At 66.0% G+C, this 19,000-nt stretch carries 24 protein-coding genes; 20 read left to right on the plus strand and 4 right to left on the minus strand.

The features are described 5' to 3' along the window. The first annotated feature begins 33 nt into the window (after positions 1 to 33). The 17 genes from rpsP (at position 34) to D575_RS0107660 (ending at position 14,426) form a co-directional block, all read left to right on the plus strand. Positions 34 to 297 carry a 30S ribosomal protein S16 gene (gene rpsP, locus D575_RS0107580; protein WP_018145315.1) on the plus strand — a complete coding sequence of 88 codons (264 nt, stop codon included), beginning with the start codon at positions 34 to 36 and terminating at the stop codon, positions 295 to 297. 37 nt (positions 298 to 334) lie between these two features. Further along, positions 335 to 844: a ribosome maturation factor RimM gene (rimM, locus tag D575_RS0107585; RefSeq protein WP_018145316.1), complete on the plus strand. Its 510-nt coding sequence runs from the start codon at positions 335 to 337 to the stop codon at positions 842 to 844. 10 nt (positions 845 to 854) lie between these two features. Then, positions 855 to 1,622 carry a tRNA (guanosine(37)-N1)-methyltransferase TrmD gene (trmD, locus tag D575_RS0107590; protein WP_018145317.1) on the plus strand — a complete coding sequence of 256 codons (768 nt, stop codon included), beginning with the start codon at positions 855 to 857 and terminating at the stop codon, positions 1,620 to 1,622. A 9-nt stretch (positions 1,623 to 1,631) separates the two neighbouring features. Next, on the plus strand, positions 1,632 to 1,988 hold the full coding sequence (rplS, locus tag D575_RS0107595; protein WP_018145318.1) for a 50S ribosomal protein L19: 357 nt from the start codon (positions 1,632 to 1,634) through the stop codon (positions 1,986 to 1,988). Positions 1,989 to 2,011: 23 nt separating this feature from the next. Continuing rightward, entirely contained in the window at positions 2,012 to 2,578 is a 567-nt protein-coding gene (locus tag D575_RS0107600; protein WP_018145319.1) for a methylated-DNA--[protein]-cysteine S-methyltransferase, read from the plus strand. A 443-nt stretch (positions 2,579 to 3,021) separates the two neighbouring features. Continuing rightward, positions 3,022 to 3,831 carry a sulfur oxidation c-type cytochrome SoxA gene (soxA, locus tag D575_RS0107605; RefSeq protein WP_018145320.1) on the plus strand — a complete coding sequence of 270 codons (810 nt, stop codon included), beginning with the start codon at positions 3,022 to 3,024 and terminating at the stop codon, positions 3,829 to 3,831. A 28-nt stretch (positions 3,832 to 3,859) separates the two neighbouring features. Continuing rightward, positions 3,860 to 4,552, plus strand: coding sequence for a sulfur oxidation c-type cytochrome SoxX (soxX, locus tag D575_RS0107610; protein WP_018145321.1), 693 nt, complete (start codon positions 3,860 to 3,862; stop codon positions 4,550 to 4,552). Positions 4,553 to 4,792: 240 nt separating this feature from the next. Then, complete coding sequence (gene soxX / locus D575_RS0107615) at positions 4,793 to 5,479, plus strand: sulfur oxidation c-type cytochrome SoxX (RefSeq protein ID WP_026182086.1); 687 nt, start codon at positions 4,793 to 4,795, stop codon at positions 5,477 to 5,479. 90 nt (positions 5,480 to 5,569) lie between these two features. Beyond that, positions 5,570 to 6,478: a 23S rRNA (adenine(2030)-N(6))-methyltransferase RlmJ gene (locus D575_RS0107620; RefSeq protein WP_018145323.1), complete on the plus strand. Its 909-nt coding sequence runs from the start codon at positions 5,570 to 5,572 to the stop codon at positions 6,476 to 6,478. After that, a complete protein-coding gene (htpG, locus tag D575_RS0107625) occupies positions 6,475 to 8,385 on the plus strand; it encodes a molecular chaperone HtpG (RefSeq protein ID WP_018145324.1) in 1,911 nt (636 codons plus the stop codon). The genes D575_RS0107620 and htpG overlap by 4 nt, the downstream gene beginning before the upstream one ends. A gap of 108 nt (positions 8,386 to 8,493) precedes the next feature. Continuing rightward, entirely contained in the window at positions 8,494 to 8,976 is a 483-nt protein-coding gene (locus D575_RS0107630; RefSeq protein ID WP_018145325.1) for a peptidylprolyl isomerase, read from the plus strand. 493 nt (positions 8,977 to 9,469) lie between these two features. Beyond that, positions 9,470 to 10,258: an energy transducer TonB gene (locus tag D575_RS0107635; RefSeq protein ID WP_018145326.1), complete on the plus strand. Its 789-nt coding sequence runs from the start codon at positions 9,470 to 9,472 to the stop codon at positions 10,256 to 10,258. Positions 10,259 to 10,300: 42 nt separating this feature from the next. Next, positions 10,301 to 11,050, plus strand: coding sequence for a MotA/TolQ/ExbB proton channel family protein (locus D575_RS0107640; protein ID WP_018145327.1), 750 nt, complete (start codon positions 10,301 to 10,303; stop codon positions 11,048 to 11,050). Between the two features lie 3 nt (positions 11,051 to 11,053). Then, entirely contained in the window at positions 11,054 to 11,470 is a 417-nt protein-coding gene (locus tag D575_RS0107645) for a biopolymer transporter ExbD (RefSeq protein ID WP_018145328.1), read from the plus strand. Then, entirely contained in the window at positions 11,467 to 11,640 is a 174-nt protein-coding gene (gene hemP, locus D575_RS14025; RefSeq protein ID WP_018145329.1) for a hemin uptake protein HemP, read from the plus strand. Before D575_RS0107645 ends, hemP begins: the two co-directional genes overlap by 4 nt. 255 nt (positions 11,641 to 11,895) lie before the next feature. After that, positions 11,896 to 14,013, plus strand: a complete 2,118-nt coding sequence (locus D575_RS0107655) for a TonB-dependent receptor domain-containing protein (RefSeq protein WP_018145330.1) — start codon at positions 11,896 to 11,898, stop codon at positions 14,011 to 14,013. A gap of 224 nt (positions 14,014 to 14,237) precedes the next feature. Continuing rightward, entirely contained in the window at positions 14,238 to 14,426 is a 189-nt protein-coding gene (locus tag D575_RS0107660; RefSeq protein WP_018145331.1) for a hypothetical protein, read from the plus strand. 107 nt (positions 14,427 to 14,533) lie between these two features. On the opposite strand, the gene D575_RS0107665 is transcribed toward D575_RS0107660, so the two are convergent. Beyond that, on the minus strand, positions 14,534 to 14,812 hold the full coding sequence (locus tag D575_RS0107665) for a hypothetical protein (RefSeq protein WP_018145332.1): 279 nt from the start codon (positions 14,810 to 14,812) through the stop codon (positions 14,534 to 14,536). Between the two features lie 211 nt (positions 14,813 to 15,023). On the opposite strand from D575_RS0107665, the gene D575_RS0107670 reads away from it, so the two are divergent. Further along, the gene (locus D575_RS0107670) at positions 15,024 to 15,689 is read left to right on the plus strand and encodes a tetratricopeptide repeat protein (protein ID WP_018145333.1); all 666 of its coding nucleotides are present in this window, start codon (positions 15,024 to 15,026) and stop codon (positions 15,687 to 15,689) included. Between the two features lie 72 nt (positions 15,690 to 15,761). Here the strand turns inward: D575_RS0107670 and D575_RS0107675 are convergent, their stop codons facing one another. The 3 genes from D575_RS0107675 to D575_RS0107685 form a co-directional block, all read right to left on the minus strand. Beyond that, a complete protein-coding gene (locus D575_RS0107675; protein WP_018145334.1) occupies positions 15,762 to 16,193 on the minus strand; it encodes a hypothetical protein in 432 nt (143 codons plus the stop codon). A 50-nt stretch (positions 16,194 to 16,243) separates the two neighbouring features. Beyond that, on the minus strand, positions 16,244 to 16,459 hold the full coding sequence (locus D575_RS0107680) for a hypothetical protein (protein WP_018145335.1): 216 nt from the start codon (positions 16,457 to 16,459) through the stop codon (positions 16,244 to 16,246). A 93-nt stretch (positions 16,460 to 16,552) separates the two neighbouring features. Beyond that, positions 16,553 to 17,689, minus strand: coding sequence for a hypothetical protein (locus tag D575_RS0107685; protein ID WP_018145336.1), 1,137 nt, complete (start codon positions 17,687 to 17,689; stop codon positions 16,553 to 16,555). 102 nt (positions 17,690 to 17,791) lie between these two features. Here D575_RS0107685 and D575_RS0107690 point away from each other — a divergent pair, with 102 nt between their 5' ends. After that, positions 17,792 to 18,493, plus strand: a complete 702-nt coding sequence (locus D575_RS0107690; protein ID WP_018145337.1) for a hypothetical protein — start codon at positions 17,792 to 17,794, stop codon at positions 18,491 to 18,493. Next, a complete protein-coding gene (locus D575_RS0107695) occupies positions 18,486 to 18,998 on the plus strand; it encodes a YcgN family cysteine cluster protein (protein ID WP_018145338.1) in 513 nt (170 codons plus the stop codon). The genes D575_RS0107690 and D575_RS0107695 overlap by 8 nt, the downstream gene beginning before the upstream one ends. Positions 18,999 to 19,000: the final 2 nt, after the last annotated feature.

A 19,000-nucleotide genomic window follows, 5' to 3' on the forward strand; every position in this document is an offset into this window, starting at 1 on the left:
TCGAGAAAACGGACTCACGGGGTTCAACACTACATGGTTACGATTCGCCTGCTACGCCGCGGCGCCAAGAAGCGCCCGTTTTATTCGATCGTGGTTACCGATTCCCGCGCTCGTCGCGATAGCGGCTACAAGGAGCAGATCGGTTTCTTCAACCCGGTGGCCCGCGGTCAGGAAGAACCGCTGCGCATCGATCTGGAGCGCGTGGACCACTGGCTGGGTCACGGCGCCGGCATGTCCGAGCGTGTGAATCACCTGGTCAAGGGTTACCGCAAGCAGCAGCAGTCCGCGGCGGCCTGAGGGCGCCCGGCCGTTGTACTGACGCTTGGCTGCGGTCATGAATGAGGCGGATGAGCGTATCCGCGTCGGGCGTGTGTCCGGGGTCTATGGCGTCAAGGGTTGGGTGCGGGTCTTTTCCGAGACCGCGCCGCGCGCCGCGATTACCGAATTCCCGCAGCTGTGGATGCAGCACGGGAGTGATTGGCGCCTGGTTGAAGTCGAGGGCGGCCGCGGCCATGGCCAGGGCGTCGTGATGAAGTTTCACGAAGCCGCGGATCGCGATGGGGCGCACCGGTTGATTGGTGCCGAACTCGCGATCGAGCGCGCCTGGTTGCCACCGGCCGAGGATGGCGCCTACTACTGGGCCGATCTTCTGGGCATGGCGGTCGAGAACAACGACGGCGCGGTGTTGGGAACCATCTCGGGTTTTATCGAGACCGGTGCCAACGACGTGCTGGTAGTCCAGGGGGATCGGGAACGCCTGATCCCCTGGGTTCGCGACCAGTACGTGCTGGACGTGGATCTGGAGGCCCGCCGCGTGCGGGTCGACTGGGACCCGGAATTCTGAAGCGGCGCGGATGCGTTTCGACGTCATCTCGCTGTTTCCGGAGCTGGTCGCAGCGGTTGGCGAATCCGGAGTGACCGGGCGGGCCGAGGAGCGCGGTCAGCTGGAACTGAGATACTGGAATCCGCGTGCCTGGGGCGCCGGTGTTCACCAGGCAGTGGACGACCGGCCATATGGCGGGGGTCCCGGCATGGTGATGCAATACGCGCCGCTGGCGTCCGCGCTGAATGCGGCGCGGGCGGATGCCGAAGCCACGCCGTACGTGATCGCACTGACCCCGCAGGGGCAGCCGATCCGGCAGGCGATGCTGCGTGAACTCGCCGGGCGGCCGCGGGTCGCCTTGGTCTGCGGGCGCTACGAGGGTATCGACGAGCGCTTTATCGAGGCGCAGGTCGACGCAGAGTGGTCGCTGGGCGACTTCGTGCTCTCGGGCGGCGAACTTGCGGCGATGGCGGTGATCGATGGCTGTGCCCGCCTGCTACCCGGGGTTCTGGGGCATGCGGACTCCGCCGAGCAGGACTCGTTCAGTGCGGGGCTTCTGGATTGCCCGCACTACACGCGCCCGGAGACGGTCGCCGGGCGTACCGTGCCGCCGGTCCTGAAGGGGGGCGATCATGGCGCGATCCGGCGCTGGCGCCGCCGCGAGGCACTGGGCAGGACCTGGGCCCGGCGGCCGGACCTGCTGGCCCGGCTGGAACTCGGGGCCGAAGATGCGGCCCTGTTGGACGAATACCGTGCGAGTGGCCATACCGGCGGCTCGCGCACCGAAAGCGATGATTGAGGTCGAGCAATGAATAACGTCATTCAGGAACTGGAAGCCGAGCAGATGAAGTCGGATGTGCCCGCCTTCGGGCCCGGCGATACCTTGGTGGTGCAGGTCAAGGTTCGCGAAGGCGACCGCGAGCGTCTGCAGGCCTTCGAGGGCGCGGTGATCGCCGTGCGCAACCGCGGCCTCAACTCCGCCTTCACCCTGCGCAAGGTCTCCTACGGCAACGGCGTGGAGCGTACCTTCCAGACCCACAGCCCACAGATCGCCGAGATCAAGGTGAAGCGCCGCGGCAAGGTGCGTCGTTCCAAGCTGTACTACCTGCGCGACCGGACCGGCAAGGCCGCCCGCATCAAGGAAGACGTCAAGGCCGCGAAGTAACGCGACCGGAGGGGGTTCGGCGCATGGCCGAACCCCGGCCACCCCTGGCGTTTCACTATTCGATGTCGGCAGGTCCGATGACCCGCAGCCAGCGCTGCCTCCTCCCCGGAGTCGCGCTGGCTTTTGTGTGGCTGGAATCCGCCGATGGCGAAGTCCTGGCCTGCGACTGGCAGGATCCGGACGATCCCGAGGACCTGGTGCCGTTGGTGGATATCCCGAGCGCGGATCTCCAGGCGCCGCGCTTTGACCCGGACCGCTACGGTCGTGACGCCACGGCCTGGCGCCCGACGTCGGCTGTACCCCCCGGCAGCGCCCATGCGCGCCGGGTGTGGGCCGCGTTGTCGGAGATCCCGGTGGGCGAGGTGCGCACGTACTCCGAGATCGCGACCCGCGTGGGTTCTGCGCCCCGTGCGGTGGGGCAGGCCTGTCGTGCCAACCCCTGGCCCTTGTTCATCCCCTGCCACCGCGTGGTCTCCTCGCGTTTTCGTACCTCCAGCGATGTCGGCGGTTACGCCGGCGACCAGGTGGGCGAGCTGGCCCAGGTGAAACGCCTGCTGCTGGTCCATGAGGGTGTTCTGGGTCGCGATTGACCCTCGGGCAGTTTGTTCGCAGCTCGCCGCTCCCTCCCCGTACTCGCACCCGCGTTGGGTGCTTTTCTCGTTCTAGCCCGCTATTCCGTGGAGGCTGCGTTAGCCCGCTGTGCTCGGGCTGGTCATGGCCCCCGGATATTCGCCCGCGACATCAGGGGTTTGTCGCTCAGGGCGCGCCTGAACGGCGCCTGAAAAAAATCTGGAAAGGGGGGGAATAATAAAGGGAAAACCATCGTCTGCCCCTCGGTGTTGATCCCCAAGAACCGTTGCAAAACAGCCTTTTAGCAAACGCTAATATAGTCTTTTGTGTTGACAGCACGGACTCGGGTTCAGCACTCTGCTACACAGGTCCGGGCCAGATCAGTCCCGGGCTCAATCGAAAAAAAACCCGTGTGATGGAGGTTTCCATGTTCAAGAAAGCATTGCTTGCGTTGCCCGTAGCAATGGCTGTTGGGGCTGCGGCTCAGGCCGGCGAATGGCAAGACCCCAACGATGTCCTGCAGAACCTGCTGCAGAACAACCCAGACTCCGCCTACCTGCATCAGAGTGAGATGAACATCATGATGATGCCGGACAACCCGGCCCTGTGGCTGGTCGAGGAAGGCGAGGACCTGTTCTACGCCCAGCGTGGCCCGAACAACGTCTCCCTGGAAGGCTGCGATTTCGGCAAGGGCCCGGGCGAGCTGGACGGCGCCTATGTCGAACTGCCGCGCTACTTCGAAGATACCGGCAAGGTGATGGACTTCGAAATGCGCCTGGTGCACTGCATGAAGGAACTGCAGGGCTTCACCAGTGATGACGCCGCCGTTGGCCAGCGCCACGGCAACGGCTCCGACATCATGAAGCTGACCACCTTCATTGCCCACCAGTCCTCCGGCATGGCGTGGAACCCGTCGCTGGAGCACCCGGAAGAGCAGGCCATGCGTGATGCGGGCGAGAAGCTGTTCTACCGCCGCGGCGGCGCGATGGACTTCAACTGCGCCAGCTGCCATGGCGACGTGGGCAAGCAGATCCGTGCTTCCGTGCTTCCGCATGTAGGTACCGGTCCGGAATGGTCCAAGGCTGTGTCCTGGCCCGCTCACCGCGCCGGCCACGACAACGTGCGTAGCCAGAACCACCGTATCCGTGGTTGCGTGTGGCAGATGCGTCACGCAGGTATCAAGCACGATACCCCGGTCAACACCGCCCTGATCTCGTTCTGGAACGACGCGGCGCGTGGCGAACCGGCCATCCTGCCTGACCTGAAGCGGTAATCTACGGACGCAATAGGAGACACCAAGTATGTTTAAAAAGAATGCTGTTGCGGCCGGCATGGCCGCGTTCGCATCCGTCGCCCTCGCCGCTGGTTGCGCCGTTGCCGATGGAAGCAAGGGTTCGGATGTCGACATCACCGCGATGAGCGCGGACGAGCTGGCCGAGCATCTCATCTTCGAGACGGACAGCTTCCGTGACCAGGAGATGCAGGAAGGCGGTTCCTGGCGTGATCGCATGACCCAGGACGAGCTGCAGAAGGCCTGCTCTATGGAAGGCGATCCGGATGGCGAAACCGCCGGCCGTGTCGTGGCCATGGCGCGTGCCGGCTACGAGCGTCCGGAAGGCGGCGTGGAGCTGGGTGACTGGCGCAAGGGTGCCGAACTGGCGAATTCCGGTTATGGCTACCGCCAGGGCCATCGCACCGACAACCACGATCAGCGCGAGGCGGGTGGCAACTGCTACAACTGCCACGTGTTCGACCCGCGGGTTTCCGACCAGGGGACCATCGGCCCGAGCCTGCAGAACTACGGTGCCAACCGTGGTACCAGCGAAGCGGTGCTGAACTACGTGCACGAGGTGATTTCCAATCCTCACCAGTACTTCCCGTGCACCCAGATGCCGCGGTTCAACTCCGACCGTCACCAGCTCCTGAGCGACGAGCAGATCAGCCATCTCATGGCTTACCTGCTGGATCCGGAGTCGCCGGTCAACAACCAGTAAGCCACACGCTGGTTCGAGGGCGGCCTCCCGGGGCTGCCCTTTTTTGAACCACCGCGGGAGGGCTCGCGGTGGTTTTTCCTGACGGACCCGCGCATGGGTCTATCTACTTTGCGGCCATGGGCCGTTGATCCGGGACCTGTTCTCCATCGGGCCTGGAGGCAGCCGGGCCTACGCCTGGAAGACGCCGGCACGATGATCGGCAAGAAGCGGCAATAGCCGACGCAAGAGGAGACATCAGGGATGCTTAGGAACAAGACAGTTGGGGCGGGCTTGGCCGTTCTGGCGTCCACGGTGCTGATCGCGGGTTGCGATGGCTGGATGGGCGAGACCAGTGGCGAGGTCGACATTACGGCGATGAGCGCCGACGAATTGGCAGATTACCTCGTGCTGGAAACGGACAGTTATCGTTTCGAGCAGGAGGCGCAGGAAGGTGGGTCGGCCCGTGATCGCATGGTGCAGGATGGCATTCAGGCCGCCTGTTCGATCGAGGGCGATCCGGATTCCGGGACCGCAGGCGAGGTGATCGCCATGGCCCGCGAAAGCTACGAGGAGCCGCCGGGTGGTCCGCGCCTGGGCAACTGGCGCCGTGGCGCCGAGTTGGCGCGCTCCGGGTATGGCTACCGTATCGGTCATCGAAACGATGACCATGGCACCCGCGAGGCAGGCGGTAATTGTTACGCCTGCCATCAGATGGATCCGGCCGAGGAGCTTTACGGCACCCTGGGCCCGAGCCTGGCCGGGTATGGGGCCACCCGCGGTAATGACAGTTCGGTGGTGAATTACGTGCACCAGGTGGTATCCAACCCCCACCAGTACTTCCCGTGCACCAAGATGCCGCGGTTCGGACGCAACAACTTCCTCAGCGAGGAACAGATTGCGCACGTCATGGCGTATCTTCTGGATCCGGACTCGCCGGTCAACCAGTAAGCCGTTCACACGGTCGAGGGCGGTCCTTCCGGGCTGCCCTTCTTGAGCCACCGCGGGTACCCTCGCGGTGGCTTTTTGTTTGAGGGACGCATGCTCAGCTACCAACATGACTACCACGCCGGCAATTTTGCCGACGTCCACAAGCACCTGGTCCTTTGGCAGGTTCTGGAATCGCTGCGCGGGCGCGAGAAACCCTTCGTGGCCGTGGATCTGCACGCCGGCGCCGGGGGCTACGACCTGACCAGCGCGCGGGCACGCAAGACCGACGAGGCCACCTCCGGTATCGCGCGTCTGTGGTCTGCGGATCCGGTCTGGCCATCCGCGGGCCGGACGTTCCTGGAGACGCTGCGGAGGATGCAGCCGAAGCCCCCGCGCCTTACCGAATATCCGGGGTCCCCGTTGCTGATTCAGGCGCGGTTGCGCGAACGCGATCGCCTGATCGCGTGCGAACTCCATCCGGAGGCCTATGATCGGCTGCAGACGCGGCTCGCCGGCGATGCACGCTGCCATGTGCACAAGCGTGACGCGCGCGAGGCCGCGCGAGCGCTGTTTCCGCCGGAGCCACGCCGCGGTCTGGTCCTGCTGGACCCGTCCTACGAGCGCAAGTCGGAGTACCGCGAGGTGGCGGAGATGGTGACCACCATCCGTCGGCGCTGGAACACCGGGATCATCCTGGTCTGGTACCCCATTCTCGCAGGCCGGCCGGATCACCCGCTGCGCGAACAGTTACGCGCCGAGCTGGACGATCCCTGGCTGGTCAGCGAGTTGCGTATCGCCGCCGACCCGGAGCGCCACCTCGGGCTGGCGGGCTCCGGGATGCTGGTGCTGCGTCCGCCGTGGCAGCTGGAGGAGCAGCTTCCGGAGCTGCTCGCGCCGGTCTGGGCACTGCTGGATCCGGAAGGGGCGGGCGGACTTTACCAGGCCGCGGTTCTTGAAAACGGGACAGGCGACCCTACCTTACGACGTGTCGAGAACAATCAAGGGACACGCACGCCATGACCGAAACCCAGACCGAACCCAGCACCGAAACTCGCCGCTTCGAGACCGAGGTCAGCCAGCTTCTGCAGCTGATGATCCACTCGCTTTATTCCAATCGCGAGATCTTCCTGCGTGAGTTGATCTCCAACGGCGCCGATGCCTGTGACAAGCTGCGTTTCGAGGCCCTGGCCCAGCCGGACGCGATCCCGCAGCCGGCGGAGCTGGTGATTGACGTCGAGGTGGATGCGGAGGCGCGGACCGTTACGGTGCGCGACAACGGCATCGGCATGTCGCGGGACGAGGTGGTCGAACATATCGGCACCATCGCACGCTCGGGTACCAAGGCGTTTCTCGAGAAGCTGACTGGCGACCAGAAAAAAGATTCCCAGCTGATTGGTCAGTTCGGTGTGGGTTTCTACTCGTCGTTCATCGTCGCCGACCACGTGCGCCTGGAGACGCGCCGCGCCGGCAGCGAACAGGATGCGGGTACCCGCTGGGAGTCGCGTGGCGACGGTGAATACACCATTACCCCATGCGAGCGCACCGAGGCCGGGACCGAGATCACCCTGACCCTGAAGGAAGACTCCGGCGAGTTTCTCGAGCCCGTGCGTCTGCGCCACATCATCGGGCGCTACTCGGACCATGTGGCGTTCCCGATCCGCATGCGCAAGCAGGACGAGGAGGGCAACCCTACCGACGACTGGGAGACCGTGAACCGTGCCAGCGCGCTGTGGACCCGCTCGAAGAGCGAGATCAGCGACGAGGAATACCGGGAGTTCTACAAGCACGTCGCGCACGACTTCGAGGATCCGGCCGCCTGGACCCACAACCACGTGGAGGGCCGGCAGGAATACACCACGCTGTTCTACATCCCGAAGCGCGCGCCGTTCGACCTTTGGGATCGCGATGCCCGCCACGGTGTAAAGCTCTACGTGAAGCGGGTGTTCATCATGGACGACGCGGACAAGCTGCTGCCCAACTACCTGCGCTTCGTGCGCGGGGTGGTGGACTCGGCGGACCTGCCGCTGAACGTCTCGCGCGAGATCCTGCAGGACAACCGCCTGGTGGACTCGATCCGCTCCGGTTCGGTGAAGAAGATCCTGGGGCTGCTGGAAAGCATCGCCAAGAACGAGCCCGAGGAGTACGCCGAGATCTGGCAGAACTTCGGGCGGGTGCTGAAGGAGGGACCCGGCGAGGATTTCGCCAACCAGGAGGCGATCGCCAAGTTGCTGCGCTTTGCCAGCACCCATAACAGCGACGACACCCAGAACGTCGCGCTGGCGGATTACCTCGAGCGCATGAAGGAGGGCCAGGAGGCGATCTACGTGATCACTGCCGACAATGCCTCCGCCGCGCGCAACAGCCCGCACCTGGAGATTTTCCGCAAGCACGGGATCGAGGTCCTGTTGCTGTCGGACCGGGTCGACGAGTGGCTGCTGTCCCACCTGCGCGAGTTCGACGGCAAGCCCGTCAAGAATGTCGCCAAGGGTGATCTGGACCTCGACAAGATCATCGGCGAGGACGTCGCGCAGAAGGACGAGACCGGCGAACAAGCCGCGGAGGGCGACCTGGGCGATCTGCCGGAACGTCTGCAGCAGGCCCTGGGCGACCGCGTGGAGAGCGTGCGGCCCTCGCGGCGGTTGGTGGAGTCCCCGGCCTGCATCGTGCTTGGCGAGCACGAGATGGCGCTGTATCTGCAGGAACTGCTGAAACAGGCCGGCCAGGAGACCTTCTCCGGCAAGCCGGTGCTGGAGGTCAACCCGGGCCATCCGCTGGTCGCACGCCTGAAGGCCGCGGAAGGCGACGACTTCAACGACCTGGCCTCCTTGCTGTTCGAGCAGTCCCTGCTGGCCGAGGGCGGGCAGTTGGAGGACCCGAGCGGGTTCGTCGCCCGGTTGAACCGACTGCTATTGCAGAAGGCCGCCTGACCTGGCGGACACCCACCCGCCGGAAACCGCGTGTCCGGCGGGTGGACCTGACGTGGAGCGATATTCCGCGTTACCCTTAAAAGTTCATGTATTAAGAGGGCAAAGCCCATGCAAGTCGCGCAGAACGCCGTGGTGGCCATCCACTACACCCTGACCAACGACGCTGGCGAGAAGATCGACAGCTCCGAAGGCCGCGAGCCGCTGGCCTACCTGCACGGACAAGGCCAGATTGTCCCGGGCCTGGAAAAGGAGCTGGAAGGCAAGGCCGCCGGCGACAAGGTCCAGGCGAAGGTCTCCCCGGAAGAAGGCTACGGCGAGAAGATCGACGCCATGGTTCAGGAGATCCCGATGGAGGCCTTCCAGGGCGTCGAATCCGTCGAGCCGGGGATGCAGTTCCAGGCGCAGACCGAGAACGGCCCGCTGACCGTCACCGTGACCAAGGTCGAGGGTGAAACCGCCACGGTCGACGGGAACCATCCGCTGGCCGGCGAGACCCTGAACTTCGACGTCGAGATTGTCGAAGTCCGCGAGGCCTCGGCCGAAGAGCTGGAGCACGGCCACGCCCACGGCGAGGGCGGTCACGAGCACTGATCGCGCCTGGCCGGTGATACCCGCCGGCCTAGCCGCCTTTTTCGACCCGCCCCGGTGCCGCCGGGGCGGGTTTTATCGTTTTGGACCCGAGGAAAGTTGACCCGGGCTGCTGCGTATCGATCCGGAGCGAATGGCGCTATATGCGACTGGTATTGCAAACCATTCGCATTAAGGGTAGGGTGCGCTCTGTTCGTGGGCAGTGACTTGGCAATCCGCCGGCCAGCCGCGATAGTCGGATTCCGGGAGATGCGTGACCCATACGCGCCGATGTGCGAGCGGGTTAGCTTCTCTTCGGTCAAGGCGTCTATACATTCGTGTCCTGCGGCGAGCTAGCTCATCCATGACCCACCGTTTTTCCATATCCCCTTCCGGCAGTCGTCGTGCGTTGGCGCTGGGCGTGGCCGTGAGCTTCGCGCTGCACGGCGGGATACTGGGCTCGCTATGGGTGATGCGTGATGCCGCACCGGAGTTGGCTGGCACCCGGGGCGGGGGCATGGAGGCACACTGGGTCGAACTGGACGCGGTGTTGCCTGACACGACCGGGCAAGAAACGGCGGTCGTTGAACCCGACGCCGTGACCGAGACACTTGAGGAACCGGAACCGGAACCGGAACCGGAACCGGAACCGGAACCGGAACCGGAACCGGAACCGGAACCGGAACCGGAACCAGAGCCGGAACCAGAGCCGGAACCAGAGCCAGAGCCAGAGCCAGAGCCAGAGCCAGAGCCGGAGCCGGAGCCAGAGCCGGAGCCAGAGCCGGAGCCGGAGCCAGAGCCGGAGCCAGAGCCGGAGCCAGAGCCGGAGCCAGAGCCGGAGCCAGAGCCGGAGCCAGAGCCGGAGCCAGAGCCGGAGCCAGAGCCAGAGCCGGAGCCGGAGCCGGAGCCGGAGCCAGAACCGGAGCCAGAGCCGAGTCGTTCGGGCGCGTCCGGGCCGGCCGAAGACCAGAAGCCGGCGACGGAGGCGGCCTCCGGTGGGCCGGCGGGCCAAGAGGACGAGCCCTTCGAGGAGCCGGGGTTCGGGGCGGAGTACCTGAATAACCCGCCGCCGGACTATCCGCGAATCTCGTTGCGCCGAGGGGAGGAGGGTACCGTCCTGCTGCGCGTCCGGGTCTCCGCGCAGGGGCAGCCGCTGGACTGGTCGGTGGAGGAGAGCAGCGGCCACCGGCGCCTGGACGATGCCGCCGAGGCGGCGATCGAGCATTGGGAGTTCGAGCCTGCCCGCCGTGGGGGACGCGCGGTGGAGGGCGTGGTGCTCGTACCGATGGACTTTTCGATTCGATGACAAGGCCGGCGCATGAAGCGCTGCGCAGCCGGGGATGATTGCATGAACGAGTTCGATGTCTTCTACGTGTTTCGCCATGGTGACCCGGTGCTGGTCGCGGTCTTCGCGATCCTGCTGCTGATGTCCGTGGCGACCTGGGCGATTGCCGCTAGCAAGCTGCTGACGCTGATTGGCGTGCGTCGCGACAACCGCGCCGCGTTGGCGGCCTTCGATGCCAGCCAGACGGCGCCGGCCTTCCACGATGCGATCCACGACCAGCGCGGCCCGCTGGCGGTGATCGGTCAGGAGGCGCTTGCCGCGTTCGATGACTACCGCGGGGTGCGTGACGGCTCGGACAAGGCCGAGCAGCGCCTGGACGACCACGTGGTGCGCCGGATTCGCCAGGCGATGGACCGGCAGCTGCTGCGCATGCAGGCCGGCAATATCGTGTTCGCCTCGGTCGGGGCGCTGGCGCCCTTTGTCGGACTCCTCGGTACCGTCTGGGGTATCCATGGCGCCCTGATCGACATCTCACAGGAGTCGTCGGTGTCCATGGATCTGGTGGCGGGTCCGCTCGGCGAGGCCCTGGTGGCCACCGCCGCCGGCCTGGCCGCGGCGATCCCGGCGGTGGCCTTCTTCAACATCTTCAATCGCTCCCAGCGCCTGTTGCATCAGGACTTCGAGGCCTTCGCACACGATGTGCATGCCCTGCTGATGCACTCCGACCTGAAGCCCGGCAATGCTCGCGAGGCGCGTGACCGTCGCACCGATCCGCATGCACTGCCGGACGACGGCCTGCACCAGGAGGGCTAAGCCATGGCCTTCGGACGCATGGGCGACACCAGCGAACCAATGTCGGACATGAACGTGATCCCGCTGGTGGATGTGATGCTGGTGCTGCTGGTGATCTTCATCATCACTGCACCGGTGATTACCCACTCGGTGGATCTGGATCTTCCTCAGGCCACCAGCGAGCCGGTGGACGAGCTGCCGGACAGCGTGACGCTGTCCCTGGACGGAAGCGGCGACCTGTACTGGAACAACGAGTCGGTCTCCCTGGAGCGTCTCCCGGCGCGCCTGCGCGAGGCGCTGGAGACACAACCGGACATCGCGATCTATCTGCGCGCGGATCGTGACACGCGTTACGAACGCCTGGCCCGGGTGATGGCCGAGGTGCGCCAGTCCGGGGTGAGCCGCATGGCCTTCGTCTCCGAACCGGAGGGGGAACAATGAATTCCGGAACGCATCCACCCGGCAAGCCGGCTGTCCACCAGGATCCGGGCCCGCGCGAGATTGCCAGCGAGCAGCTGCTGGGCCCCGCTCGGCAGATCCGCATCTGCCACCGCGGCGAGTGGTACACCCTGCGCCGGACCGCCAACGACAAGCTGATCCTGACCAAGTAAACCCCGTGAAACACCGGCCGCGGTCCACACCGTGGCACCTGCCAGCCAGGGGAGTCTCTCCCTCAGCCAGCCTCCAATCCGTCACCGACCCACGGCGCCCCGGCGTCCGTGGCGGTGTTGATGCTGGCCAACTCAAGGGAGACAACCATGGCTCGAAACCATCTGGCAAGCCGCCGAATCGCACGACCCGCCGACCACTCGCGCAACTCCGGGGTATGGAGGCGACGTGCCGTCGTACTCGCAATTGCCGGGGCCGTGGGGATTCCCGCGCTGCATGCCGACGAGGCTGCCCCGACAGCCGAATCCGGAACCGAGGCCCGGCTGGCGCCGGTGCAGATCCTCGGAGACGTGACCGCGACGCAGCGGCTGCCCGGCTCGGCGGCCGTGGTGGGTCGCGAACAGCTGGAAACCGAAGGGACCACCGACATCCACCAGGCGCTCAAGACCGTGCCCGGCGTGTATGTGCAGGAGGAAGACGGGGCGGGTCTGCGCCCCAATATCGGGATCCGTGCGGCGCCTCCGGGGCGCAGCAGCAAGGTGACCCTGATGGAGGACAACGTGCTGATCGCCCCGGCACCGTATTCCAACCCGGCGGCCTACTATTTCCCGACCACGATGCGGATCAACGAGATCGAAGTGCTCAAGGGGGCCCCGCTGTTGCGCCACGGGCCGCAGACCACCGGGGGTGTGATCAATCTGGTGTCCACGCCCATCCCCCGGGAACGCGGAGGCTCCATCGAGACGGTGGTGAACGATCGGGGCGGCACCGACGTGCACGCGATGTTCGGGGATCGCTCCGGTGACTGGAGCTACATGGTCGAGACCGTCCAGCGCAACGGGGCCGGCTTCAAGGATATCGATCGCAGCCACCGCGATACCGGCTACGACATCCAGGACTATGTCGGCAAGCTGCGCTGGGATGGCGAGCGCCAGAGCATCGAGGCCAAGGTCCAGTACTCAAAGGAAACGTCCAACGAGACCTATCTCGGCCTGACCGACGCGGATTTCGCGCGTGATCCCAACCGGCGCTATGGCCTGTCCGGGATCGATCAGATGGAGAACGATCACCTTGGTCTGAGTCTCACGCACGACATCGACTGGTCCGAGCGCGTGCGCATGACCACCACGTTGTACCGCAACGAATTCGCCCGAAACTGGTTCAAGCTGGGCGGAGGTGGCGCATTCATTGACGACGCCAATCGGGGCGATGCGAGCGCGCAACGAATCCTCCGGGGCGAGGACGATGTGGCGGGACTGACCTACCGCAACAACAACCGCGAATATGTCTCCGAGGGCATCCAGACCGAACTGGGCATGGACTTCGGGGACCACTGGTTGCGTGCGGGTGTCCGCTATCACCAGGACGAGATGGACCGCTTCCAGCCGGACGACATCTACGATCAGGTGAACGGTTCCCTCGTCTATCAGGAGACCATCCAGCCGACGGGCAGCAACAACCGGTTCGAGGATGCGCAGGCCTGGAGCTTCTGGCTCGCCGACGAGTGGTACGTGAGTGACCGGCTGACGGCCAACCTGCTGCTGCGCTACGAGGATGTCGAGACCTCGCGGACCCAGTATGCCGACACCCAGCGTAACGTCGTGGATTCGCGGCGCTCCAATTCGAGCAGCGTCTGGCTGCCGGGGGCCTCGCTCACCTACGACTTCACGGATCGCTGGCAACTGCTGGCGGGGGTTCACCGTGGATTTGCTCCCCTGGGGGGCGGTGCGACCGAAGAACAGGACCCGGAAACCAGCACGAACTGGGAACTGGGCGCCCGGTATCAGGGCGACCATGCGTTTGTCGAGGCGATTGGTTTCTACAGCGATTTCTCCGACTTCGTGCAGAACTGCTCGGTGGCGACGCCCTGCTCGGACGGTTCCACCTCCGGAACCTTTACCACCGGAGAGGCGGTCATCTCCGGACTGGAGGTGCGGGCATCCACGGGGGTGGACCTGGGGGCCTTCCACGCGCCCCTGGAGGCCAGCTACACCTATACCCGTGCCGAGGCCAGCGCGGACAACCCGGCCTCGGGGCAGCAAGACGGCGATCGCTTGCAGGGGATCCCCCGCCACCAGTTCAGCCTGCGAGGGGGCCTCGAGCACGCGAGTGGCTGGAACCACTACGCGGTCGTGAAGTACATCGACGAGACGTGTACCAGCGATGGCTGTAACCGGAGCGCGGGCGCATTCGACCGGACCGAGTCGCTGACCACGATCGACCTGGTGAGTCAGTACCCCCTGGGGAGGAACACCGACCTCTATGCCCGGGTGAGCAATGTGTTGGATGAGCAACAAATCATCTCCCGTTCCCCGGACGGGGCCCGGCCCAACGAACCGCGTACGTTCTCGGTGGGGTTGACGCACCGGTTCTGAGTCGGTGTCTCTTGAAACGCAGGCCGCACCTCTCTCGGGTGCGGTCTTCTTGTATGGGGGAACCGGAATCGGCAGCCCGTCACATTCTGGACGGCGGGGTTCCGGCAAGACGGATCGTATGCTGCGCTTCCGAGTCGAATGCCCCGAGTGTCCCCGGTTCGACGGGTAACTGTCGGGTACTGGGGGCGAAGCGAGAAAGGACCCTTACCGTAAAGGAGAACACCATGTGGAAATCGCGACTGACGATCCTGATGCTTGCCCTGATGATGGCGCTGGGCAGTGCCACCCTCGCGGGGTGTGACAATCAGGGCCCGGCGGAAGAGGCCGGCGAGAACATCGATGACGCCATGGACGATGCGGGCGATTCGATGGAGGATGCCGGCGACGAGATGGAAGACACCTTCAGCAACTGATTTCCTGCCCTGCAGTACGTGAAAGCCCCGGCACGCGCAGCGTGTCGGGGCTTTTTTGTGGCGGACCAGCGCCAGCTGGTCGCCTGGGTGATGGATCCGGGGCAGGATCAGAGGCGGTCGTCACCCTCGGGTTCCAGGGAGCCGCCCTGCTCGTCCATGCCGTCATCCGTCGGGGGCTGCTGCATCTCGCCTTCCGGCGGCTGCTGTTGCTGCATGCCGTCTTGGGGTGGCGGGGCGCTCTGCATGCCGCCTTCACCGGCCTCGGGCTGTTCCTGCATCTGTTGCTCTTCGAACTCGTCCATGCCCATGTCGCCGTCGGAGCAGCCCATCAGGAAGACGAGGGGTGCGATGGCCATGGCGGCCAGGATCTTGGTGGAATGTTTCATGGAAACTCCTGTGTATCCGGGGTGAATGTGAACGGAAAATGACGTTCAATCCGGTTGACCGGGATACCCCCTCGTATGTTGCGAGAAGTTCATCACACTCCACCGTTTCGGTGAGGCGATCGTGGCGCTCATCACGTATCCCCGTGCGGTTTGTCGACGCATCACGAACCCACCGCTACAGTGATGCCCAGGCAATTCACGGACCGTAGTGATGGCGCAATTCTCCCAACCCGACCCCCTCCTCGATCAGGCCCGCTCGGCCTGGGCCCGGGGCGAACATGACGCTGCGATGACCCTTTGGCGCCAGGGTGCCGAGGCGGGTGATCCGCAGTGCGCGTTTAATCTTGGCGTGCTGCTGGACGAGGGGCAGTACCTGCCCCGGGATCCGCTCGAGGCCGCGCAGTGGTACCAGCGCTCAGCCGAGGCCGGCTTCCCGGATGCGGCCTTCAACCTGGCGGTGCTGTTCGAGCAGGGTGATGGGCCGGAGGCGAATCCCAACGAGGCAGCGCGCTGGTTCCATATTGCCGCCGAGCGCGGGAACGCCCAGGCCATGTTCAATCTGGGGCTCAAGTTCGACGAGGGCCGGGGCCTGCCGCAGGACCCGGAACAGGCGGCACAGTGGTACCTGCTCGCGGCCGAGGCCGGTGAGGGGCGTGGGGCGGCCAATCTCGCGCGTCTGTTCGCGATGGGCGAGGGCGTGGAGCGGTCCGACGTGTCGGCGTTCAAGTGGTATGCGATCGCGGCGGAGATGGGGGTTGCGAGCGCCGCACGGCACCGCGAGCGGGTCGCTCGCGAGCTGAGCCCGGAGCAGCGCCTGCATGCCGGTGAGCGTGCGCAGGAGTGGTTGCAGGGCCATTCGTCGCCCCGTCTGCAATAGCGGGGTCGGGCGCTCGCGCTAGGGTGCCCCTGAGGCTTGAGAAAGGGGCAAGGCGTTGCGGTTGGCGTTGGGCTAGATCACTACGTTCAGTTCGCGGCGCGGCTCTTCGGCCGGGCCGGCCAGGCTGACCGCGAGTTCCACACGACGGCGCAAGGCCTCGACACCACCACCACTCAGCGGGCCGCCGTCCGCCGGCATGGCCTCGGCGGAATCATTGCCGCTGCGGAACGCCTCGATCTGGGCCGCCACGCGGGCGCGGGAGGCCATCTCCTGGTCCGATCGCGGGAAGGCCAGCCCCTGATCCGGCTCGGCATCACCGCGCCGGTTGTCGTCCTGTTCCGGGCGGTCTTCGAGCGGCCGGCGGGCTGCGCCGGCCTCCGGATCGTTCAGCGGGCGTTCGAAATCCGCCGGGGTGGAGAGTTGGCCCAGGCCCAGCCGGTCGCTTCCGGTCGGGCGTGTGCCGATCGGTACTGCAGCTGAGGGGTTGGAGACTGGGACTTCCATCGTGTGACTCGTCGAGCCCCCTGATCGTTACGTGGTCTTGTCGCCTGGATTCAGGCGCGCACATCCAGCAGTGAGCCGATCATTCGATCTTCGGCCTGCAGGGTCTTCACCGAGGCCTCGATCTGATTCTGGCTGGCGATCATGCCGACCTGGGCGCCCATGCCCTCGCGACTGCCCGCATTCTCGGTGGCCACCGTATGTGCCTGCTGGCGCATGCTGGTCATGCCCTTCTGAATGCCCGCGAGGGAGGTGCTGCCGTCGATCATCGTTTCGAACTCGTTGTGGTTTTCGGTTGCAACCCTACGACCGAATTATAGATCAATTAGTTGCACTTCACCGGAAGCCCATCCGGGAAGGCGTCAGGAGGTGCCGAGCAAGCTTTGCAGGCGGGCTTGAACAGCCTCGCGGGCGCCGGCCTGTCGTGCCTGCCATGCAGCCAGACGCTCGCGGCGAGCCTGCCGATCAATCCCTTCCGCCAGGCGGGCAAGCACCTCTTCGGCCACCTGTTCGGGGTCCTCGCCGCGGGCGACCAGGCCGGTGTGTTCGGCCGCGATGCGCAGCCGGGTGGCGGCGTCCGGATGGCGCTCGTGCTGCGCCGGGCCGCAGATCACCGCGCTGCCACAGGCCAGTGGCAGACCCAGGTCCGGAGGGGTCTCGCTGGCGGCCAGGGTGCCACCCGGCAGGGTCACGTCGGCGCAGGTGTAGGCGGCGTGCAGGGTCTCCGGGTCCTCGATGTAGTAGACCCGGTTCTTGCGCGGCACGAAGGACGTCATGAAGCGGTTGTGGCGGATGATCGGCAGGGAGTACTTGATCGCGTCGCGATAGACCGGCTCGTGGCGTGCCGGGTCGGCCGGGGCCAGCAGCAGGATGGCGGCGCTCTTGCGCAGGACCGCGAACAACACGGCGAAGGCGAAGGCCTCCTCGCCCGGGCCAGTATTGGGTGCCAGCAGGATCGGGTGACCCTTCTCGTGGTACTCGCGAAAACGCTCGCAGAACCCGTCATCTCCGGATGGCGCGGGCGGCAGTTCCACCGCGCCGGCGATCGGATCGCCGATGACCTCGACCGGGCCGGAGACGGTTGCGTCCTCGCGCGCAGCGAAGACCGCATTCCATTCGACGCCTGCCGCGCCGTCACCCTCGGCATTGATCCAGATGCGAGGCACGTGGACCGTGCCGAGGGCGGGTCCCAGGTCCAGATCGCCAGCGTGCAGGGCACCGATGACCACGATGGCGCGCGGTTGCAGGCGCGCCAGACGTGTGGCGGCCAGTTCGGGGCGCATCGCCAGGGCCAGGAAACCGTCGATCAGGTCCTCGGCCTCGCGGTCCTGGCCACAGTCGGTGACGCCGAGGGCGATGGGGCCGACGGACCCGGCCAGCTCCTGCAGCCAGTCGGCGGCGGTCTCCAGAGTGGCCCGCGGGGCCAGGACCAGGATGCGCCCGCTGCTTTCGCCGGGGACGGAGCGGGCGGTGATCCAGGCAGACAAACGTGCGAACATGGTGGGCTGTTATCCGGTCGTCGGGCGAGCGCCGCATTATACGAGGCGCCGCACAGCGCCCGCCACGGGCGGGCTACACGTTGTCTCGAGGGGAATCGCGGAATGGGCATACGCTGGATCATCGGGCTGGTGGTGATGGGGGTCATCCTGGCCCTGGCCATGTGGGTCTATTCCAACCCCGGCGGGATGCGCAGCCAGCAGTTCTCCGATCTGCCCTGGCAGATCGAGGTGGGGGACCGTCAGCGCACCCGGGTGCTGGGGGTCGTGCTGGGCGAGACCACCATGGCGGATCTGATGCACCGTCTTCCGGTGCCGGACATCCGCCTGTTCGTGGACGCGGACGGCTCGCGTTCGCTGGAGGCCTATTACGTGAACGCGCGCATCCCGCCGTTCGAGGCCAACCTGATCCTGCGCCCGGATCTGGACGAGGCCGCGCTGGACCGGATTCAGTCCGAAGTCACCTCCGAGCGCCCGATGCCCAGTGGCGCCCGGCGCTACGGGCTGAGCGACAATGCCCTGACCTCGCTGGGCAACGTGCCGATCGTCGAGATGAGCTACATCCCCCGCGCGCAATGGACCGAGGACCTGATCACCGAGCGCTTCGGCGAGCCGCGCGAGCGGCTGCGCATCGACTCCGATCACAGTTACTGGCTCTACCCCGAGGAGGGGTTGGCCATCCTGGTCCCGCGGCGCGGCCGCGTGCTGATGCATTACGTCACCCAGGACCGCTGGGGGCAGACGGTGGAGCGCCTGCGCGACGAGGGGCGGCGCCGCCTGGGCGAGGATCACGGGGATCATGAGTGAGTCGAACCCGACGGATGACCGCCCGTTCTGGGAGCGCCCGCTCGAGAGCCTGACCCATGCCGAGTGGGAGGCCCTGTGCGATGGCTGCGGGCGCTGCTGCCTGCACAAGCTGGAAGACGAGGACTCGGGCGAGCTGGCCTTTACCTGGCTGGCCTGCGATCTGCTCGACTGCGAGACCGGCTACTGCTCCGACTACGCGAACCGCCGCGACTTCGTGCCGGACTGCATCCAGCTGACCCGGAAGGACCTGCCGCACTATCACTGGCTGCCACCGACCTGCGCCTACCGGCTGCGCTTCGAGGGCCACCCTCTGCCAGCCTGGCATCCGCTGCTGAGCGGCGATCCGGAGACGGTCCGCCGCGCCCGCGTGTCAGTGGCCGGGCGCGTGATCCGCGAGCAGGACGCCCCGGACCTGCCACTGATCGACTACGTGGTGGACTGGCCCGGCGAGGTGCCCGAGTCCGCGCGCCTGTGGCGCCCGGTGGTCCGTCTGCCGCGGGAGTAGCC

This window comes from Thioalkalivibrio sp. AKL6, assembly GCF_000376905.1.
Classification (GTDB): Bacteria; Pseudomonadota; Gammaproteobacteria; order Ectothiorhodospirales; family Ectothiorhodospiraceae; genus Thioalkalivibrio; species Thioalkalivibrio versutus.

What these genes read in the sequence shown, in the direction of transcription:
- rpsP (WP_018145315.1), top strand. Translation starts at nt 34, where the DNA reads ATGGTTACGATTCGCCTGCTACGCCGCGGCGCCAAGAAGCGCCCGTTT.
- rimM (WP_018145316.1), top strand. Translation starts at nt 335, where the DNA reads ATGAATGAGGCGGATGAGCGTATCCGCGTCGGGCGTGTGTCCGGGGTC.
- trmD (WP_018145317.1), top strand. Translation starts at nt 855, where the DNA reads ATGCGTTTCGACGTCATCTCGCTGTTTCCGGAGCTGGTCGCAGCGGTT.
- rplS (WP_018145318.1), top strand. Translation starts at nt 1,632, where the DNA reads ATGAATAACGTCATTCAGGAACTGGAAGCCGAGCAGATGAAGTCGGAT.
- D575_RS0107600 (WP_018145319.1), top strand. Translation starts at nt 2,012, where the DNA reads ATGGCCGAACCCCGGCCACCCCTGGCGTTTCACTATTCGATGTCGGCA.
- soxA (WP_018145320.1), top strand. Translation starts at nt 3,022, where the DNA reads ATGGCTGTTGGGGCTGCGGCTCAGGCCGGCGAATGGCAAGACCCCAAC.
- soxX (WP_018145321.1), top strand. Translation starts at nt 3,860, where the DNA reads ATGTTTAAAAAGAATGCTGTTGCGGCCGGCATGGCCGCGTTCGCATCC.
- soxX (WP_026182086.1), top strand. Translation starts at nt 4,793, where the DNA reads ATGCTTAGGAACAAGACAGTTGGGGCGGGCTTGGCCGTTCTGGCGTCC.
- D575_RS0107620 (WP_018145323.1), top strand. Translation starts at nt 5,570, where the DNA reads ATGCTCAGCTACCAACATGACTACCACGCCGGCAATTTTGCCGACGTC.
- htpG (WP_018145324.1), top strand. Translation starts at nt 6,475, where the DNA reads ATGACCGAAACCCAGACCGAACCCAGCACCGAAACTCGCCGCTTCGAG.
- D575_RS0107630 (WP_018145325.1), top strand. Translation starts at nt 8,494, where the DNA reads ATGCAAGTCGCGCAGAACGCCGTGGTGGCCATCCACTACACCCTGACC.
- D575_RS0107635 (WP_018145326.1), top strand. Translation starts at nt 9,470, where the DNA reads ATGGAGGCACACTGGGTCGAACTGGACGCGGTGTTGCCTGACACGACC.
- D575_RS0107640 (WP_018145327.1), top strand. Translation starts at nt 10,301, where the DNA reads ATGAACGAGTTCGATGTCTTCTACGTGTTTCGCCATGGTGACCCGGTG.
- D575_RS0107645 (WP_018145328.1), top strand. Translation starts at nt 11,054, where the DNA reads ATGGCCTTCGGACGCATGGGCGACACCAGCGAACCAATGTCGGACATG.
- hemP (WP_018145329.1), top strand. Translation starts at nt 11,467, where the DNA reads ATGAATTCCGGAACGCATCCACCCGGCAAGCCGGCTGTCCACCAGGAT.
- D575_RS0107660 (WP_018145331.1), top strand. Translation starts at nt 14,238, where the DNA reads ATGTGGAAATCGCGACTGACGATCCTGATGCTTGCCCTGATGATGGCG.
- D575_RS0107665 (WP_018145332.1), bottom strand. Translation starts at nt 14,812, where the DNA reads ATGAAACATTCCACCAAGATCCTGGCCGCCATGGCCATCGCACCCCTC.
- D575_RS0107670 (WP_018145333.1), top strand. Translation starts at nt 15,024, where the DNA reads ATGGCGCAATTCTCCCAACCCGACCCCCTCCTCGATCAGGCCCGCTCG.
- D575_RS0107675 (WP_018145334.1), bottom strand. Translation starts at nt 16,193, where the DNA reads ATGGAAGTCCCAGTCTCCAACCCCTCAGCTGCAGTACCGATCGGCACA.
- D575_RS0107680 (WP_018145335.1), bottom strand. Translation starts at nt 16,459, where the DNA reads ATGATCGACGGCAGCACCTCCCTCGCGGGCATTCAGAAGGGCATGACC.
- D575_RS0107685 (WP_018145336.1), bottom strand. Translation starts at nt 17,689, where the DNA reads ATGTTCGCACGTTTGTCTGCCTGGATCACCGCCCGCTCCGTCCCCGGC.
- D575_RS0107690 (WP_018145337.1), top strand. Translation starts at nt 17,792, where the DNA reads ATGGGCATACGCTGGATCATCGGGCTGGTGGTGATGGGGGTCATCCTG.
- D575_RS0107695 (WP_018145338.1), top strand. Translation starts at nt 18,486, where the DNA reads ATGAGTGAGTCGAACCCGACGGATGACCGCCCGTTCTGGGAGCGCCCG.